The sequence below is a fragment of the Modestobacter sp. SYSU DS0511 genome (assembly GCF_054050755.1).
In genome coordinates, this window is sequence record NZ_JBJGZY010000022.1 from 37,409 (window position 1) to 52,066 (window position 14,658).

General features: G+C 74.2%; 17 protein-coding genes and 1 pseudogene. 10 read left to right on the plus strand and 8 right to left on the minus strand.

Going from position 1 to position 14,658, the window contains the following annotated elements:
- Positions 1–41: 41 nt before the first annotated feature.
- The 4 genes and pseudogenes from ACI783_RS12530 to ACI783_RS12545 all read right to left on the minus strand — a co-directional run.
- Positions 42–1,652, minus strand: coding sequence for a PhnE/PtxC family ABC transporter permease (locus ACI783_RS12530; RefSeq protein ID WP_457140738.1), 1,611 nt, complete (start codon positions 1,650–1,652; stop codon positions 42–44).
- Positions 1,649–2,395 carry a phosphonate ABC transporter ATP-binding protein gene (locus tag ACI783_RS12535; RefSeq protein WP_457140764.1) on the minus strand — a complete coding sequence of 249 codons (747 nt, stop codon included), beginning with the start codon at positions 2,393–2,395 and terminating at the stop codon, positions 1,649–1,651. The genes ACI783_RS12530 and ACI783_RS12535 overlap by 4 nt, the downstream gene beginning before the upstream one ends.
- Positions 2,392–3,321, minus strand: a complete 930-nt coding sequence (locus ACI783_RS12540) for a putative selenate ABC transporter substrate-binding protein (RefSeq protein ID WP_457140765.1) — start codon at positions 3,319–3,321, stop codon at positions 2,392–2,394. Before ACI783_RS12540 ends, ACI783_RS12535 begins: the two co-directional genes overlap by 4 nt.
- A 174-nt stretch (positions 3,322–3,495) precedes the next feature.
- Positions 3,496–3,780 (minus strand): annotated as a pseudogene (locus ACI783_RS12545) (methyl-accepting chemotaxis protein); the annotation flags it as partial.
- A gap of 140 nt (positions 3,781–3,920) precedes the next feature.
- Between ACI783_RS12545 and ACI783_RS12550 the strand changes: the two are divergent.
- The 5 genes from ACI783_RS12550 to ACI783_RS12570 all read left to right on the plus strand — a co-directional run bounded on the left by ACI783_RS12550 (position 3,921) and on the right by ACI783_RS12570 (position 7,733).
- Positions 3,921–4,292, plus strand: a complete 372-nt coding sequence (locus ACI783_RS12550) for an HIT domain-containing protein (RefSeq protein ID WP_457084874.1) — start codon at positions 3,921–3,923, stop codon at positions 4,290–4,292.
- A 92-nt stretch (positions 4,293–4,384) separates the two neighbouring features.
- Positions 4,385–5,515 carry a PhoH family protein gene (locus ACI783_RS12555; protein WP_457084870.1) on the plus strand — a complete coding sequence of 377 codons (1,131 nt, stop codon included), beginning with the start codon at positions 4,385–4,387 and terminating at the stop codon, positions 5,513–5,515.
- Positions 5,516–5,520: 5 nt separating this feature from the next.
- Entirely contained in the window at positions 5,521–6,033 is a 513-nt protein-coding gene (ybeY, locus tag ACI783_RS12560) for an rRNA maturation RNase YbeY (protein ID WP_457140739.1), read from the plus strand.
- Positions 6,030–7,388, plus strand: a complete 1,359-nt coding sequence (locus ACI783_RS12565; protein WP_457140740.1) for a hemolysin family protein — start codon at positions 6,030–6,032, stop codon at positions 7,386–7,388. The genes ybeY and ACI783_RS12565 overlap by 4 nt, the downstream gene beginning before the upstream one ends.
- A 6-nt stretch (positions 7,389–7,394) precedes the next feature.
- Complete coding sequence (locus ACI783_RS12570) at positions 7,395–7,733, plus strand: cytidine deaminase (protein ID WP_457140741.1); 339 nt, start codon at positions 7,395–7,397, stop codon at positions 7,731–7,733.
- 103 nt (positions 7,734–7,836) lie between these two features.
- Here the strand turns inward: ACI783_RS12570 and ACI783_RS12575 are convergent, their stop codons facing one another.
- A complete protein-coding gene (locus tag ACI783_RS12575; RefSeq protein ID WP_457140742.1) occupies positions 7,837–8,436 on the minus strand; it encodes a hypothetical protein in 600 nt (199 codons plus the stop codon).
- Positions 8,437–8,442: 6 nt separating this feature from the next.
- On the opposite strand from ACI783_RS12575, the gene era reads away from it, so the two are divergent.
- The 4 genes from era to ACI783_RS12595 are packed head-to-tail and all read left to right on the plus strand — an operon-like array spanning position 8,443 to position 11,843.
- Positions 8,443–9,414 carry a GTPase Era gene (gene era / locus ACI783_RS12580; RefSeq protein WP_457140743.1) on the plus strand — a complete coding sequence of 324 codons (972 nt, stop codon included), beginning with the start codon at positions 8,443–8,445 and terminating at the stop codon, positions 9,412–9,414.
- Positions 9,411–10,199 carry a DNA repair protein RecO gene (gene recO / locus ACI783_RS12585; protein WP_457140744.1) on the plus strand — a complete coding sequence of 263 codons (789 nt, stop codon included), beginning with the start codon at positions 9,411–9,413 and terminating at the stop codon, positions 10,197–10,199. Before era ends, recO begins: the two co-directional genes overlap by 4 nt.
- The gene (locus ACI783_RS12590) at positions 10,196–10,960 is read left to right on the plus strand and encodes an isoprenyl transferase (RefSeq protein WP_457140745.1); all 765 of its coding nucleotides are present in this window, start codon (positions 10,196–10,198) and stop codon (positions 10,958–10,960) included. The genes recO and ACI783_RS12590 overlap by 4 nt, the downstream gene beginning before the upstream one ends.
- 52 nt (positions 10,961–11,012) lie before the next feature.
- Positions 11,013–11,843: a class I SAM-dependent methyltransferase gene (locus tag ACI783_RS12595; RefSeq protein ID WP_457140746.1), complete on the plus strand. Its 831-nt coding sequence runs from the start codon at positions 11,013–11,015 to the stop codon at positions 11,841–11,843.
- An 11-nt stretch (positions 11,844–11,854) separates the two neighbouring features.
- On the opposite strand, the gene ACI783_RS12600 is transcribed toward ACI783_RS12595, so the two are convergent.
- Both ACI783_RS12600 and ACI783_RS12605 read right to left on the minus strand, forming a co-directional pair.
- Positions 11,855–12,247, minus strand: coding sequence for a Fur family transcriptional regulator (locus ACI783_RS12600; RefSeq protein WP_457140747.1), 393 nt, complete (start codon positions 12,245–12,247; stop codon positions 11,855–11,857).
- Positions 12,247–12,585, minus strand: coding sequence for an ArsR/SmtB family transcription factor (locus ACI783_RS12605; RefSeq protein ID WP_457140748.1), 339 nt, complete (start codon positions 12,583–12,585; stop codon positions 12,247–12,249). The genes ACI783_RS12600 and ACI783_RS12605 overlap by 1 nt, the downstream gene beginning before the upstream one ends.
- A gap of 51 nt (positions 12,586–12,636) precedes the next feature.
- Between ACI783_RS12605 and ACI783_RS12610 the strand changes: the two genes are divergently transcribed.
- Positions 12,637–12,912 (plus strand): antibiotic biosynthesis monooxygenase family protein, encoded by a 276-nt coding sequence (locus tag ACI783_RS12610; RefSeq protein WP_457140749.1) that lies wholly within the window; start codon positions 12,637–12,639, stop codon positions 12,910–12,912.
- A 263-nt stretch (positions 12,913–13,175) separates the two neighbouring features.
- Here the strand turns inward: ACI783_RS12610 and argG are convergent, their stop codons facing one another.
- Entirely contained in the window at positions 13,176–14,624 is a 1,449-nt protein-coding gene (argG, locus tag ACI783_RS12615; protein ID WP_457140750.1) for an argininosuccinate synthase, read from the minus strand.
- Positions 14,625–14,658: the final 34 nt, after the last annotated feature.

Below are 14,658 nucleotides of genomic sequence, written 5' to 3' on the forward strand. Positions count from 1 at the left end.
CGGCAACGAGCCCGTGATCAACCGGGAGGGCGGCGGGGCGGCTACCTGATCGCGTGCCGCGCGCGGGCGCTGACCAGGTCGACGCCGGCGGTCAGCAGCACGACGGCCACCAGCACCGTGGTCACCGCGCTCCAGTCGAAGGTGGCCAGCGACGTCGCCAGCAGCGCGCCCAGCCCGCCGGCGCCGAGCAGCCCGATCAGCACGGTGTCCCGGATCGCGACCTCCCACCGGTACAGCGCGTAGGCCAGCACCGGCCCGACGGCCCGCGGCGCCACGCCGTACAGCCAGCCGGCCACCGGCGGCGTGCCCATCGCCGCCAGCGCCGCCCGCGGCCGCGGGTCGAGCTCCTCGGTGGCCTCCGCGGCGAGCCGGCCCAGCACACCCAGCGTGTAGACGCCGAGCGCCAGCGCCCCGGGCAGCACGCCGGGCAGCAGCACGAACAGCAGCACCAGCGCCCACACCGGCGGCGGCACGGCCCGCAGCACCAGCAGCGCCAGCCGGACGACGCTGCCCACCACCCGGCGCCCCGGGCCCGGGCGCCCGGCCGGGTGCGCGGCCACCCCGGCCAGCAGCACCGCCCCGACCGTGGCGACGGCGATCGCGATCACCGACATCTGCAGCGTCTCCACCGCGGCGGTGACGACGGCGCGCAGCAGGCCGGCATCGGTGGCCGGCGGCCAGGCGGCGGCCAGCACGTACCGCAGCTGCTCACCGGTGCGGTCGGAGACCAGCGTCGCGGGGGAGACCGCCAGGTACCACCAGGCCCACGCCACCGCGGCGACGGTGACCGCCACGGCGCCGGTGAGCGCCGGGTCGCGCCGGAGCCGGTTCCCCGACGAGCGCGGCGACGCGACCCGCCGGCGCACCGCCCGGCCGGCCACCACGGCCAGCACGCAGAGCGCGGTGAGCGCGTAGACGCAGGTCCACACCTGCCCCCAGCGCAGCGAGCTGAACGACAGCGACAGCTGGTAGCCCAGCCCGCCGGCGCCGATCAGCCCGAGCACCACCGCCGAGCGCACCGCGCACTCCAGCCGGTAGAACGAGTACGACAGCAGCCCGCCCGACGCCGGCGGCAGCAGCCCGTAGACGACGGCGGCCACCCGGCCGGCGCCGGCGGCGAGCAGCGCGTCGTGCGCGCCGCGCGGCACCTCGTCGAGCAGGTCGGCGAACACCTTCGCCGTCACCGCCCCGTAGGGGATGCCGATCGCCAGCACGCCGACCCATGGGTCCAGGCCCAGCAGGTTGACCAGCAGCAGCCCCCACACCGCCTCGTGCAGCCCGCGGGGCACGGCCAGCGCGCCGCGGGCCAGCAGCCACCCGGCCCGCCGCCGTCCCCAGGTGGTGCGGGCCACGGCGACCGCGCCGACCGCCCCCAGCCCGACCGCCAGGGCGGTGCCCAGGGCCGCGTAGGCGATGGTCACCAGCGTCGCGGTGCCCAGCACCGAGAGGAACGCGGGGTCGAGCTCGGGACGGAGTGCGGCCGCGGCGAACCGGCCGAACTGCGCCGTCCCCGACCGGTTGACCACCTCGCCACCGAGCAACCCGGCTCCGGCCAGCGCCGCGCAGACGGCGGCCAGCGCGCCCAGCCCCCAGGCCCAGCGGGTGCGCGCCCGCCGCAGCCGGGGGGCGGGCACCGCGGTCAGCACCGTCACCGCGGCGCCCCGTAGAACTCGGCCAGGTCGCCGGCGGTCAGCCGAGCCGCGGGGGCGTCGAGCACCACCCGCCCGTCGACCAGCCCGACCACCCGGCTGCAGTGCCGCAGCGCCAGCGCCGGGTCGTGCAACGAGGCCACCAGCGCGCCGTTCCGCTCGGCGGCGAGCCCGGCCAGCAGCCCGAGCACCGAGTCGGCGAGCACCGGGTCCAGCGCGGAGGCTGGCTCGTCGGCGAGCACCAGCTCCGGGCGCTGCACCAGCAGCCGGGCCACTGCGACCCGCTGCCGCTGCCCACCGGAGAGCCGCTCGGTGCGCTCGTAGGCCCGGTCGGCCAGCCCCACCGCCGACAGCGCGGCCAGCACCTCGGGCATCCCCTGCGGGCGCACCAGCGACCAGACCGCCCGGGCCGCCGACCAGTCGCCGAGCCGGCCGGCGTTGACGTTGTGCACCACCCGCAGCTGGCCGACCAGCTCCAGGTGCTGGTGCACCGTGCCCACCCGGGCGCGCAGCCGGCGCAGCGCCGGTCCGCGCAGCGCCGCCGGGTCGGCGCCGAGCACCCGCAGCGACCCCGCGGTGGGCTGCACCGAGCCGTTGACCAGCCCCAGCAACGTGGACTTGCCGGCGCCGGACGGTCCGACCAGCGCCACCCGCTCACCGGCGCCGACGGTCAGGTCGACGCCGGTGAGCGCGGGGGTGCCGCCGTAGCGGACCGAGACGTCGTCCAGCCGGAGGACGGCGGTCAGCTGATCAGCCCCAGCTCGCGGCCGATCTCCTCGATCTGGGTGTAGTTCGAGGCCTCGGTCGGGATGAACGCCCCGGCGCCGAACAGCTCGAGCACCTCGGCGTCGTCCGGGTCGTCGGCGGACAGCCCGGTGAACCAGTCGGTCAGCCGGCCGGGCAGCTCCGGGCCGATCCGCTCGACGGCCTGCGGCCCGAGCAGCCAGTGGTAGTCGTGGTACGCCGGGGTGCGGGCGTACTGCACCACGGCGGGATCGACCGAGCCCTCCTCGCTGCGGGAGGTCCACACCTGCTCGTTGAGCACACCGGCCTGGTAGCTGCCCGACGCCACCAGCGCCAGCGTCGCGTCGTGGGAGCCGGAGAACCCGGGCCCGCCGGGGAAGCCCTCGGGGTCCACGCCCTGCTGCTGCAGGAACCAGGCGGGCATCAGCCGGCCGGAGGTGGAGGTCTCGCTGCCGTAGGTGAACCGCAGGTCGGCCAGCGGGGTGAGGTCCTCCGACGGTGCGAGCCCGGTCGCGGTGTTCACCACGAACACCGAGTGGAACTCCTCGTCGATGTCGCGCTGGGCGACGGGCTCCGCGCCGGGGGTCTGCAGCCGGGCCTGGACGCCGGTGAGGCCGCCGAACCAGACCAGGTCGAGGTCGCCGGTGCGGAAGAGGGAGACGGCGGCGCCGTAGTCGGTGACCGGCTGGTAGGTGACGTCCAGGTCGAGCGCGCCGGACATCGCGTCCGCGACGGTGCCGTGCAGGCGCTGCAGGACCTCGGGGTCCTGGTCGGGGATGGCGCCGATGGTGAGGGTCCGGCGGCCGCCGCTGGTCGGTGCGGCCGAGCCCCCGGAGCCGGTCACGGGGGAGGAGCGGTCGCCGCAGGCGGCGAGCGCGGCGGCGGTGACGGTGGCCGCGGCGCCGGCGAGGAAGCCGCGCCGGCTCACCCTGCTGTTCGCTTGTGCCTCGTGGATCTGTGCGGGGCCACCCGACCGGACGGCGGAACGGGTGCTCACTACGTCCTCGCGGGGGGACGGGGAACGGACACGGGGACCTCCACGTGGGCTCGGGGAACGATGCGCCCATCCTGGCGCACCTCTTCCCGGGGGTCCCCGCTGGGCTCAGCCCAGCTCGACGATGCTGCGCGTGACGCCGGCCTGCTCGGTGAGCACCGCGCCGATGTGCTGCCGGGTCTCGTTGATCCGGCCGACGATCTCCCGGATGGAGGTCAGCGCGCCGACGACGTCCTGCACGTCGCCCTGGATGGTGGCCACCCGGCTGCTGACGTCCTCGGTGGCCTGCGCGGTCTCCCGGGCCAGCTCCTTGACCTCCCCGGCGACGACCGCGAACCCCTTGCCGGCATCGCCGGCGCGCGCGGCCTCGATGGTGGCGTTGAGGGCGAGCAGCTGCACTCCTGACGCCGGTGGTCGCGGGATCCGTCCCACGACTCATCGGCAGGTCCCGGCCGGAACTTGACCGCAGAAGATTGCGCACAGTGCAACCGACGGCGTGATTCCGGACCGGGTCGGGTACTACGGTTCCCGCCATGACCGGGACCAGCAGCGACTGCCTGTTCTGCCGCATGGTCGCGGGGGAGATCGCCCCGGACGTCGTCCGGGAGACCGGCCGCACGCTGGCGTTCCGGGACATCTCCCCGCAGGCGCCCACCCACGTGCTCGTCGTCCCCCGGGACCACCACCCGACGATCGGGGCGCTGACCGCCGCCGACCCGGCGCTGGCCGCCGAGCTCCTGGCCGCCGCGCAGGCGGTCGCCGAGCAGGAGGGCCTGGCGACGGCGGACGGCCCGGAGCCCGGCTGGCGGCTGGTGGTCAACAGCGGGCCGGACGGCGGGCAGACCGTGCACCACGTGCACCTGCACGTGCTCGGTGGCCGGGGCCTCACCTGGCCCCCGGGCTGAACGGCCGCTGCGCCAGCCCGGCCGGGGGAGCGCCGCGCGGGTAGACTCCCGGAGGTCACAGCCCCGTCGCAGGAAGGCAGGGTCGAGCGTACTTGCCCGACACCTCACCAGACGCCGTCCCCGCCGCCCTCACAGCGTCGGCCCGAGAGCTGTCCGCGCGTGCCGCGGCAGCCGGCGTCCCGGACGACGCGGCCGTACCGGCCGACGTCCGCACCGCCATCACCGTTCCCGAGACCGTCTCCATGGTCGCCCTGCTGGGCTCCGGCGACGAACTGCTCCGGCTGGTCGAGAGCGAGCTCGCCGCCGACGTCCACGTCCGGGGCAACGAGATCGCCGTCACCGGCCAGCCCGCGGACAACGCCTTCGCCGTCCGCGTCTTCGACGAGCTGATCGCGCTGCTCGCCACCGGCCAGGTCCTCCGGCCGGACTCGGTCCGCCGGGTCGTCGCCATGCTCAGGGCCGGCGGCTCCGAGCGCCCGGCCGACGTGCTCAGCCTGGACATCATCAGCCGCCGGGGCCGCACCATCCGGCCCAAGACGCTGAACCAGAAGCGCTACGTCGACGCGATCGACACCCACAGCGTGGTCTTCGGCATCGGCCCGGCCGGCACCGGCAAGACCTACCTGGCGATGGCCAAGGCCGTGCAGGCGCTGCAGACCAAGCAGGTCAACCGGATCATCCTGACCCGCCCCGCGGTGGAGGCCGGCGAGCGGCTGGGCTACCTGCCCGGCTCGCTGTCGGAGAAGATCGACCCGTACCTGCGCCCGCTGTACGACGCGCTGCACGACATGGTCGACCCCGAGTCGATCCCGCGGCTCATGCAGTCGGGCACCATCGAGGTGGCGCCGCTGGCGTACATGCGCGGCCGCACGCTCAACGACGCGTTCGTCATCCTCGACGAGGCGCAGAACACCACCGCCGAGCAGATGAAGATGTTCCTCACCCGGCTCGGGTTCGGCTCGAAGATGGTCGTCACCGGCGACGTCACCCAGGTCGACCTCCCCGGCGGCGCGCAGAGCGGCCTCCGGGTGGTCCGGGACATTCTGCAGGGCGTCGACGACGTGCACTTCTCCACGCTCAGCAGCTCCGACGTGGTGCGCCACCGCCTGGTCGGCGACATCGTCGACGCCTACGAGCGGTGGGACACCGCGCGCCAGACCACCACCGCGACGGGTGCCGGCCCGTCCCGGGCGGCCCGCCCCCGCCGGCAGCAGGGGAGCTGACCGCGGTGCCCGTCGAGGTCGCCAACGAGTCCGAGATCGCCGTCGACGAGGACGCGCTGGCCGGCGTCTGCCGCTACGTGCTCGACAGCCTGGACGTCAGCCCGCTGGCCGAGCTGTCGGTGCTCTGCGTCGACGTCGACTACATGGCCACCCTGCACGAGCGGTGGATGGGGGAGAAGGGGCCGACCGACGTCCTCGCCTTCCCGATGGACGAGCTGGACACCGGCCGTCCCGACGACCCCGAGCCGGGTCCGGCCCTGCTCGGCGACGTCGTCCTCTGCCCGGCCGTCGCCGTCCGCCAGGCCCGGGCCGCCGGCCACTCGATGGCCGACGAGCTGCTGCTGCTGGCCACCCACGGAGTGCTCCACCTGCTGGGATACGACCACATGGAGCCCGACGAGGAGAAGGAGATGTTCGGCCTGCAGTCCTCGCTGCTGGAGGGCTGGCGCTCCGTGCCGCGTCAACCGGTCACCGGCGAACCTGCCACCAGCGGGCCCTCGGAGCCCGGGGTCCGATGAGCACGACAGCGATCGTCCTGCTGGTGATCGCGGTCCTCCTCGTCCTGCTCGCCGGCGTCTTCGGCGCGCTCGACGCCGCCCTGCAGCGGCTGTCCCCGGCCGGGGTCGACGAGCTCCGTCGCGACGGGGTGAAGCGGGCGACTGCGCTGACCCAGGTCATGTCGGAGCGGGCCCGGCACGTGGCCCTGCTCCTGCTGCTGCGGATCGTCTGCGAGATGACCGCGGCCGTGGTGGTCGCCGTCGTCCTCTACGACCTCGTCGAGGGCCTGGCCGCGGGGATCGCCAGCGCCGCAGCCGTCATGACGGTGGTGAGCTACGTGCTCGTCGGCGTCGGCCCCCGCACGCTCGGCCGCCAGCACGCCTACCCGATCGGGCTGGCCGCGGCCGGGCTGATCCGCCTGCTCGGCCGGCTGCTGGGCCCGGTCGCCACCCTCCTGATCCTCATCGGCAACGCCATCACCCCCGGCCGCGGCTACCGTGACGGGCCGTTCTCCAGCGAGGTCGAGCTGCGCGAGCTGGTCGACATGGCCGAGGAGCGCGGCGTGGTGGAGTCCGGCGAGCGGAACATGATCCACGGCGTCTTCGAGCTCGGCGACACCATCGCCCGCGAGGTGATGGTGCCCCGCCCCGACGTGGTGTGGATCGAGCGCGGCAAGAACCTCCGCCAGGCGCTGGCGCTGTGCCTGCGCAGCGGCTTCTCCCGCATCCCGGTGATCGGGGAGAACGTCGACGACATCATCGGCGTCGTCTTCCTCAAGGACCTCGTCCGCCGGTCCCAGGGCCTGGCCTCCGGTGACCCGGGACCGCAGGTCGAGGACCTCATGCGCCGGGCGAGCTTCGTGCCGGAGTCCAAGCCGGTCGACCAGCTGCTGCGGGAGATGCAGGCCTCGCGCACCCACATGGCCGTCGTCGTCGACGAGTACGGCGGTTTCGCCGGCCTGGTCACCATCGAGGACATCCTCGAGGAGATCGTCGGCGAGATCGACGACGAGCACGACACCGTGCAGCGCCCGCCCGTCGAGGAGCTCGAGGACGGGTCGGTGCGGATCACCGCACGGCTGCCGGTGGAGGACCTCGCCGACCTGTTCAAGGTCGAGCTGCCCGACGACGACGGCGTGGAGACCGTGGGCGGGCTGCTCGCCCGGGAGATCGGCATGGTGCCGATCGAGGGGTCGGCCGCGGAGGTCGGCGGGCTGCACCTGGTCGCGGAGAGCACCGGCGGGCGGCGCAACCAGATCGACACCATCGTCGTCACCCGGGTGCCCGAGCCGGGTTCGGACGACGACGGCGGGACCGAGGACGGCGACGACGAGACGACCGCCCGCCAGCCCGAGCCGGCCGCCGTGGAATCCTGACCCCTCGTGAGCGCTGCTGAGCTGGACCCCGAGGACGCCAAGCTGATCACCCTGGCCCGCTCCGCGCGCGGCCGCACGGGGGCCGCCGAGGGGGCCGCGGTCCGCGACACCGACGGGCGCACCTACCTCGCCGCCACCGTCGCGCTGCCCTCGCTGCAGCTCACCGCGCTGCAGGCCGCCGTCGCCGCGGCCGTCTCCAGCGGGGTCGAGGGCCTGGAGGCCGCGGCCGTGGTCAGCGAGGCGGCGTCGGTCGAGGCGGCCGGGCTGGCCGCCGTCCACGACCTGACCGCCTCCGCGCCGGTGCTGCTCGCCGGCCCCGACGGTGCGGTCCGCACGACCGCCTGACGCTCCGCCTCCGGGCAGTGATCAGGTGACCTGATCGATGCCTGTCCTACCGCACCAATGGTGGTGCGGTAGGACAGGCATGGGTGCGGGAGGACGGGCGTGATCAGCTCCGCAGGGGGCGGCCCAGGGCGTCGGCGAAGGCCTCGGGGTCGCGCACCCGCACGGTGAACGCCTCCTCGGTCTGCCCGTCCATGTCCAGGTGCCGGACGCTGACCCGGGTGCGCCCGGGCCACCACCCGCCGCGCCGGCGCGCCTTCGGCCAGCCGGCCGGTGGCCCGCCGCGCACCACCTCCTGCACCAGTACCCGCGGGACGATGCGGAACGAGGAGACCTGGCGCAGCCCGGCGATGTCGGTGGAGAGGCCGGCGTCGGAGACGGTCAGCCGCCCGGTCGAGCCCACCACCACCAGTGCGGCCAGCGCCAGGGCGATCGGCAGCTCCGCGGCCACGCCCGAGCCGCCCTCGCGCCAGGCGATCACGCCCAGCCAGGTGGCGAGGGCCAGCGCGGTCAGGCCGAGCACCAACGGGCCGGCCGGGTCGTACTGCCAGTAGCGCAGCGGGGCGGGGGTGACGGTGACCGAGCGCTTCGGTCCGCGGGCGGCGAAGTAGCCGTAGCTGGTGACCTGCGTGATGTGCCGCTCGCGGTCGCGGGCCGCCGTCACCGCCAGCGGCTCGCCCTGTTCGCGTCGGGACCGGGGAGGCATGCGCCCATGATCGCAGCCGCCCTGCCCGGCCTGTCGGTGCGCAGTGGGAGACTGGCCGACGTGACCGACACCGACCAGCCGCCCTACCGCAGCGGCTTCGCCTGCCTGGTGGGCCGGCCCAACGCCGGCAAGACCACGCTGACGAACGCGCTGGTGGGCGAGAAGGTCGGCATCGTCAGCAACCGGCCGCAGACCACCCGGCACGCCATCCGCGGCGTGGTGCACCGGCCCGGCGGTCAGCTCGTGCTCGTCGACACCCCCGGCCTGCACAAGCCCAAGAGCCTGCTGGGCCGCCGGCTCAACGACGTCGTCCGCGACACCCTGTCCGAGGTCGACGTCATCGTCTTCTGCATCCCGGCCGACCAGCCCGTCGGCGCCGGTGACGCGTTCATCGCCCGGCAGCTCAAGGAGGTCACCACCCCGATCGTGCTGGTGGTGACCAAGACCGACGCGGCGAGCAAGAAGCAGGTCACCGAGCAGCTGGTGGCCGCCAGCCAGCTGGTCGAGGCCCGCGAGATCGTGCCGGTCAGCGCCGTCGCCGGCGACCAGGTCGAGCTGCTGGAGGACCTGCTGATCGGCCTGCTGCCCGAGGGGCCGCCGATGTACCCCGACGAGCAGACCACCGACGAGGACGTCGAGCGGCAGATCGCCGAGCTGGTGCGCGAGGCGGCGCTGGAGAAGGTGCGGCAGGAGGTGCCGCACTCCCTCGCCGTCACCGTCGAGGAGATCCTGCGCAAGCCCGATCCGCGCGACCCCGAGGCGGTGTTCACCGAGATCCACGCGTTGCTGCACGTCGAGCGCCCCAGCCAGAAGCCGATGCTGCTGGGCAAGGGCGGGCAGACGATCAAGGCGATCGGCAGCGAGGCGCGGGTCGGGCTGGAGACGCTGCTGGGCGGCCGGGTGCACCTCGACCTGCACGTCACGGTGCTGGGTGAGTGGCAGGACGACCCGAAGAAGCTGAACAGGCTGGGGTATTGAGCACGACGCCGCAGTCGCTGTACCGCGACGAGGGGATCGTGCTGCGCACCCAGAAGCTGGGTGAGGCCGACCGGATCGTCACGGTGCTCACCCGGCGCACCGGGAAGGTGCGCGCGGTGGCCAAGGGCGTGCGCCGCACGAAGAGCAAGTTCGGCGCCCGGCTGGAGCCGTTCAGCCACGTCGACCTGCAGCTGTACACCGGCCGCAACCTCGACGTGGTCAGCCAGGCCGAGTCGATCCGCGCCTACGGGCCCGCGGTCGTCGGCGACTACCGGGCCTACACCGCGGGGACGGCGGTGCTGGAGACCGCCGACCGGCTGACCGTGGAGGAGAAGGAGCCCGCGCTGCGGATGTTCCTGCTCGTCGTGGGCGCGCTGCGCACGCTCGCGGAGGGGGTCAAGCCGCCGCCGCTGGTGCTCGACGCCTTCCTGCTCCGCGCCATGTCGGTGGCCGGCTGGGAGCCCGCGCTGGGTGACTGCGCCCGCTGCGGCGAGCAGGGCCCGCACCGCCACTTCTCCGTCCCGGCCGGGGGCACCGTCTGCCCGGCCTGCCGTCCCACCGGCTCGGCGATGCCCAGCCCGGTGACCGTCGAGCTGCTGGAGGCCCTGTTGACCGGCGACTGGGGGCGGGCCGAGGCCAGCCAGGGCATCAACCGGCGCGAGGGCAGCGGCCTGGTCGCGGCGATGCTGCAGTGGCACCTGGAGCGGGGCCTGCGCTCGCTGCCGCTGGTCGACCGCACCGATGCCCCCCGCGCCGGCGCGCCCCACGTCGAGGCGTCGCGGTGAGGCGCGAGGTCAAGGCGCCCAACCCGCACGCCTCGGGCGCCACCCCGCCGGACATCCCGGCGGACAAGGTGCCCGGCCACGTGGCGATCGTGATGGACGGCAACGGCCGCTGGGCCAAGCAGCGCGGGCTGCCGCGGACGGCGGGGCACGAGGCGGGGGAGTCCTCGCTGTTCGACTGCGTCGAGGGCGCGATCGAGCTCGGCATCACGGCGATCAGCGCCTACGCCTTCTCCACCGAGAACTGGCGGCGCAGCCCGGAGGAGGTCCGCTTCCTGATGGGCTTCAACCGCGACGTGATCCGGCGGCGCCGCGACGAGATGCACGAGCTCGGCGTGCGGGTGCGCTGGGCGGGGCGCCGTCCCCGGCTCTGGCGTTCGGTGATCAAGGAGCTGGAGATCGCCGAGGAGCTCACGAAGGACAACGACGTCCTGACGCTGACCATGTGCGTCAACTACGGCGGGCGCGCGGAGATCGCCGACGCGGCCGCCGCGATCGCCCGGGAAGTCGCCGCCGGCCGACTCGACCCGGACAAGGTGGACGAGAAGACCGTCGCCCGCTTCCTCGACGAGCCGGACATGCCCGACGTCGACCTGTTCGTGCGCAGTTCGGGGGAGAACCGGACCAGCAACTTCCTGCTCTGGCAGGCGGCCTACGCCGAGCTGGTCTTCCTGGACACGCTGTGGCCGGACTTCGACCGCCGGCACCTGTGGCAGGCCTGCGAGGAGTACGCCAGCCGGCAGCGCCGCTTCGGCTCCGCGTGACGGCCGGGAAACGGCTGGCTGGGGGCCCGGCGCGGGCTCTAGGGTCCCGGTCGTGTCCGACCCCATCGCCACCAACCGGGCCAACTGGGACGAGCGGGTGCCCAGGCACCTGGTGGCCCACGGGGTCGACGAGTTCATCGCCGATCGGCAGCGGCTGAGCGACGTCGTCCGGGAGGACCTGCGACTGCTGCGGCCCCACCTGCCCGACCGCAGCCCGGACGGGCTGTCGCTGGCGCACCTGCAGTGCCACATAGGCACCGACACCCTGTCCTGGGCGCGGCTGGGCGCGCGGGTGACCGGCATCGACTTCTCCCCGGCCGCCACTGCGGCCGCACGGCAGATCGCGGCACGGGCCGGGCTGGCGGCCACCTTCATCGACAGCGATGTGGCCGGTGCCGCCGACGCGCTCGGCGGTGCGCGGTTCGATGTCGTCTACACGGGCATCGGCGCGCTGCCCTGGCTGCCGGACCTGCGTGCCTGGGTGGCGACGGTCGCCCGCCTCCTCCGCCCGGGCGGCGTGTTCTTTGTCCGGGACGGGCATCCGCTGCTGACCGCCGTGCGCGGCGACGGGGCCGATGGCCCCCTGGTGCTGGAGGGCCCGTACTTCGGCACGAGTGCGCCGCTGCGCGACGACGGTGGGACGACCTACGCCGACGACCGGGTGCGCCTGGCCAACACGGTCACCTACGAGTGGCCGCACTCGCTCGCCGACGTCCTGCAGTCCCTGCTGGACGCGGGGCTCCGGCTGACGTCCTTCGCCGAGCACCGGTCGGTTCCCTGGCGGGCGCTGCCCTCGCTCGTCCCGGGGGAGGGCGGCTGGGTCCTGCCCGACCACCCGGAGCGGTTGCCGCTGACCTTCTCGCTGACCGCGACGGCTCCCTGAGCGGGGTCGCGTCAGGCGCGGCCGGCGGCCCGGCACTCGGCGCAGGTGCCCATGATCTCCAGGGTGTGGCTCACGTCGGAGAAGCCGTGCTCGCCGGCGACCCGGTCGGCCCACTGCTCCACCGCCGGCCCGGCGACCTCCACGGTGCGCCCGCAGGAGCGGCAGACCAGGTGGTGGTGGTGCTGGGCGCTGCACCGGCGGTAGAGCGCCTCGCCGGAGTCGGTGCGGATGGAGTCCAGCTCGCCGTCGTCGGCCAGCGCCTGCACGGCGCGGTAGACCGTGGACAGCCCCACCGTGTCACCGGAGGTGCGCAGCCGGGCGTGCACCTCCTGCGCGCTGTGGAAGCCGTCGAGGGAGTCGAACACCGCGGCGACGGCGGCGCGCTGGCGGGTGGTGCGGGCCATCAGGCGTTCCCCTCGGCGGGCTCGCGGTGCGCGGCGTGGGCGATCGCGTCCCGCACGATGTGGGCGACGTGCCCGTCGACGAGCCGGTAGTCGACCTCGCGGTGTCGGCGCACCCCGGTGACCAGGCCGGCTCCGCGCAGCACACGCAGGTGCTGGGAGACCAGCGGCTGCGGCACGCCGAGGGCGTCGACCAGCTGGTGCACACAGCGGGAGCCGTGCTCGTCGAGCAGGGCGACGATCGACAGCCGGAGCGGGAACGCCAGCGCGGTGAGCAGCTCGCTGGCGGCCAGCACGTCAGCGGGGATGGTCCGGCTGGGGGTGGAGACGGCCGCGGGCATGACATCATCCTCCACGCACATGAAAACGGTTGTCAAACACAGGAGGTCGCGGTGTTCGCCGTCACCCGGTTGCGGGCCCCGGCCGACGACGTCGCGGAGCTGCTCACCGCCGCGACCGACCTGCTGGCGGTGCTGCGCACCCGGCCCGGCTTCCGGGACGGCGCGGTGGGCCGCGCGGCCGACGACCCGGAGCTGCTCGCGCTGTGGACCGTGTGGGACGGCGTCGGCACCTACCGCCGGGCGCTGTCCGCCCCCGAGGTGAAGCTCGCCGGCGCACCGGTGTGGGTGCACGCCGTGGACGAGCCGGGCGCCTACCTCACCGACTGAGACGCGTCAGGGGAGCTCGAACCGGGCGACCAGCCCGCACAGCTCTCGGTGATCCGGGCCAGGTCCGCGGCGGTCAGCACGCGCAGCGAGCGCAGCCGGAGTGCCGTCACGAGGCGGTGCGGGGTCATGGGCGGGCCTCTCGCGCGGACGGGGCGGGGGACCAGCGCGTGCGCGCGGGTCGCCTCCGCCGTCGTCATCGGCAGGCCCACCTGCCGTTTCCACCCGATCCGGGCATGTTTCGGATCCGGTACCGAGGGGCCCGCTCAGTCGGTACCGGACTCCATCGCCGCCCGGTCGAGCAGCTCGTCGTTCGGGGAGACCTGGCCGCGCGAGGCGATCGCCTCCGCGCCGCCCTCCTGCGAGGCGTCGATCAGCCCGGTGGACGCCGCCTGCGCCGCACCGATCGACGTCGGGGTGGCGCCGCCGACCATCCCCATCCGGGCGTACTGCTCGAGCTTGGCGCGGGAGTCGGCGATGTCGAGGTTCCGCATGGTCAGCTGGCCGATCCGGTCGACCGGGCCGAACGCGGAGTCGACCGTCCGCTCCATGGAGAGCTTGTCCGGGTGGTAGCTGAACGCCGGGCCGGAGGTGTCCAGCACCGAGTAGTCCTCGCCACGCCGCAGCCGCAGGGTCACCTCGCCGGTGACGGCCATGCCGACCCACCGCTGCAGGGACTCGCGCAGCATCATCGCCTGCGGGTCCAGCCAGCGGCCCTCGTACATCAGCCGGCCCAGCCGTCGGCCCTCGCTGTGGTAGGTGGCCAGCGTGTCCTCGTTGTGGATCGCGTTGACCAGCCGCTCGTAGGCGATGTGCAGCAGCGCCATGCCCGGGGCCTCGTAGATGCCGCGGCTCTTGGCCTCGATGATCCGGTTCTCGATCTGGTCGGACATCCCCAGCCCGTGCCGGCCGCCGATGGCGTTGGCCTCCAGAACCAGGTCGACGGCGGAGGCGAACTCCTTGCCGTTGATGCTGACCGGGCGGCCGTACTCGAAGCCGACCGTGACGTCCTCGGTGGCGATCTCCACCGCCGGGTCCCAGAACTTCACGCCCATGATCGGCTCGACGGTCTCGATGCCGGTGTCCAGGTGCTCCAGGGTCTTGGCCTCGTGGGTGGCGCCCCAGATGTTGGCGTCGGTGGAGTAGGCCTTCTCGGCGCTGTCCCGGTAGGGGAGGCCGTGGGCGACCAGCCACTCCGACATCTCCTTGCGGCCACCGAGCTCGGTGACGAAGTCGGCGTCCAGCCAGGGCTTGTAGATGCGCAGCCCGGGGTTGGCCAGCAGGCCGTAGCGGTAGAACCGCTCGATGTCGTTGCCCTTGTAGGTGGAGCCGTCGCCCCAGATCTGGACGTCGTCCTCGAGCATCGCGCGCACCAGCAGGGTGCCGGTGACCGCGCGGCCCAGCGGGGTGGTGTTGAAGTAGCTGCGGCCACCGGAGCGGATGTGGAACGCGCCGCAGGTGAGCGCGGCCAGGCCCTCCTCGACCAGCGCGGCCTTGCAGTCGACCAGCCGGGCGATCTCCGCGCCGTAGGCAGCGGCGCGGCCGGGCACCGAGCCGATGTCGGGCTCGTCGGCCTGGCCGATGTCGGCGGTGTAGGTGCAGGGGACGGCGCCCTTGTCACGCATCCACGCGACCGCCACGGAGGTGTCGAGGCCGCCGGAGAAGGCGATCCCGACGCGGTCGCCGACGGGCAGGGAGGTGAGCACCTTGGACACGGGTAAGAGTATGCACAGTTATGTATGGACATGC

What these genes read in the sequence shown, in the direction of transcription:
- ACI783_RS12550 (WP_457084874.1), top strand. Translation starts at nt 3,921, where the DNA reads ATGACCGGGACCAGCAGCGACTGCCTGTTCTGCCGCATGGTCGCGGGG.
- ACI783_RS12565 (WP_457140740.1), top strand. Translation starts at nt 6,030, where the DNA reads ATGAGCACGACAGCGATCGTCCTGCTGGTGATCGCGGTCCTCCTCGTC.
- ACI783_RS12575 (WP_457140742.1), bottom strand. Translation starts at nt 8,436, where the DNA reads ATGCCTCCCCGGTCCCGACGCGAACAGGGCGAGCCGCTGGCGGTGACG.
- era (WP_457140743.1), top strand. Translation starts at nt 8,443, where the DNA reads ATGATCGCAGCCGCCCTGCCCGGCCTGTCGGTGCGCAGTGGGAGACTG.
- ACI783_RS12600 (WP_457140747.1), bottom strand. Translation starts at nt 12,247, where the DNA reads ATGGCCCGCACCACCCGCCAGCGCGCCGCCGTCGCCGCGGTGTTCGAC.
- ACI783_RS12605 (WP_457140748.1), bottom strand. Translation starts at nt 12,585, where the DNA reads ATGCCCGCGGCCGTCTCCACCCCCAGCCGGACCATCCCCGCTGACGTG.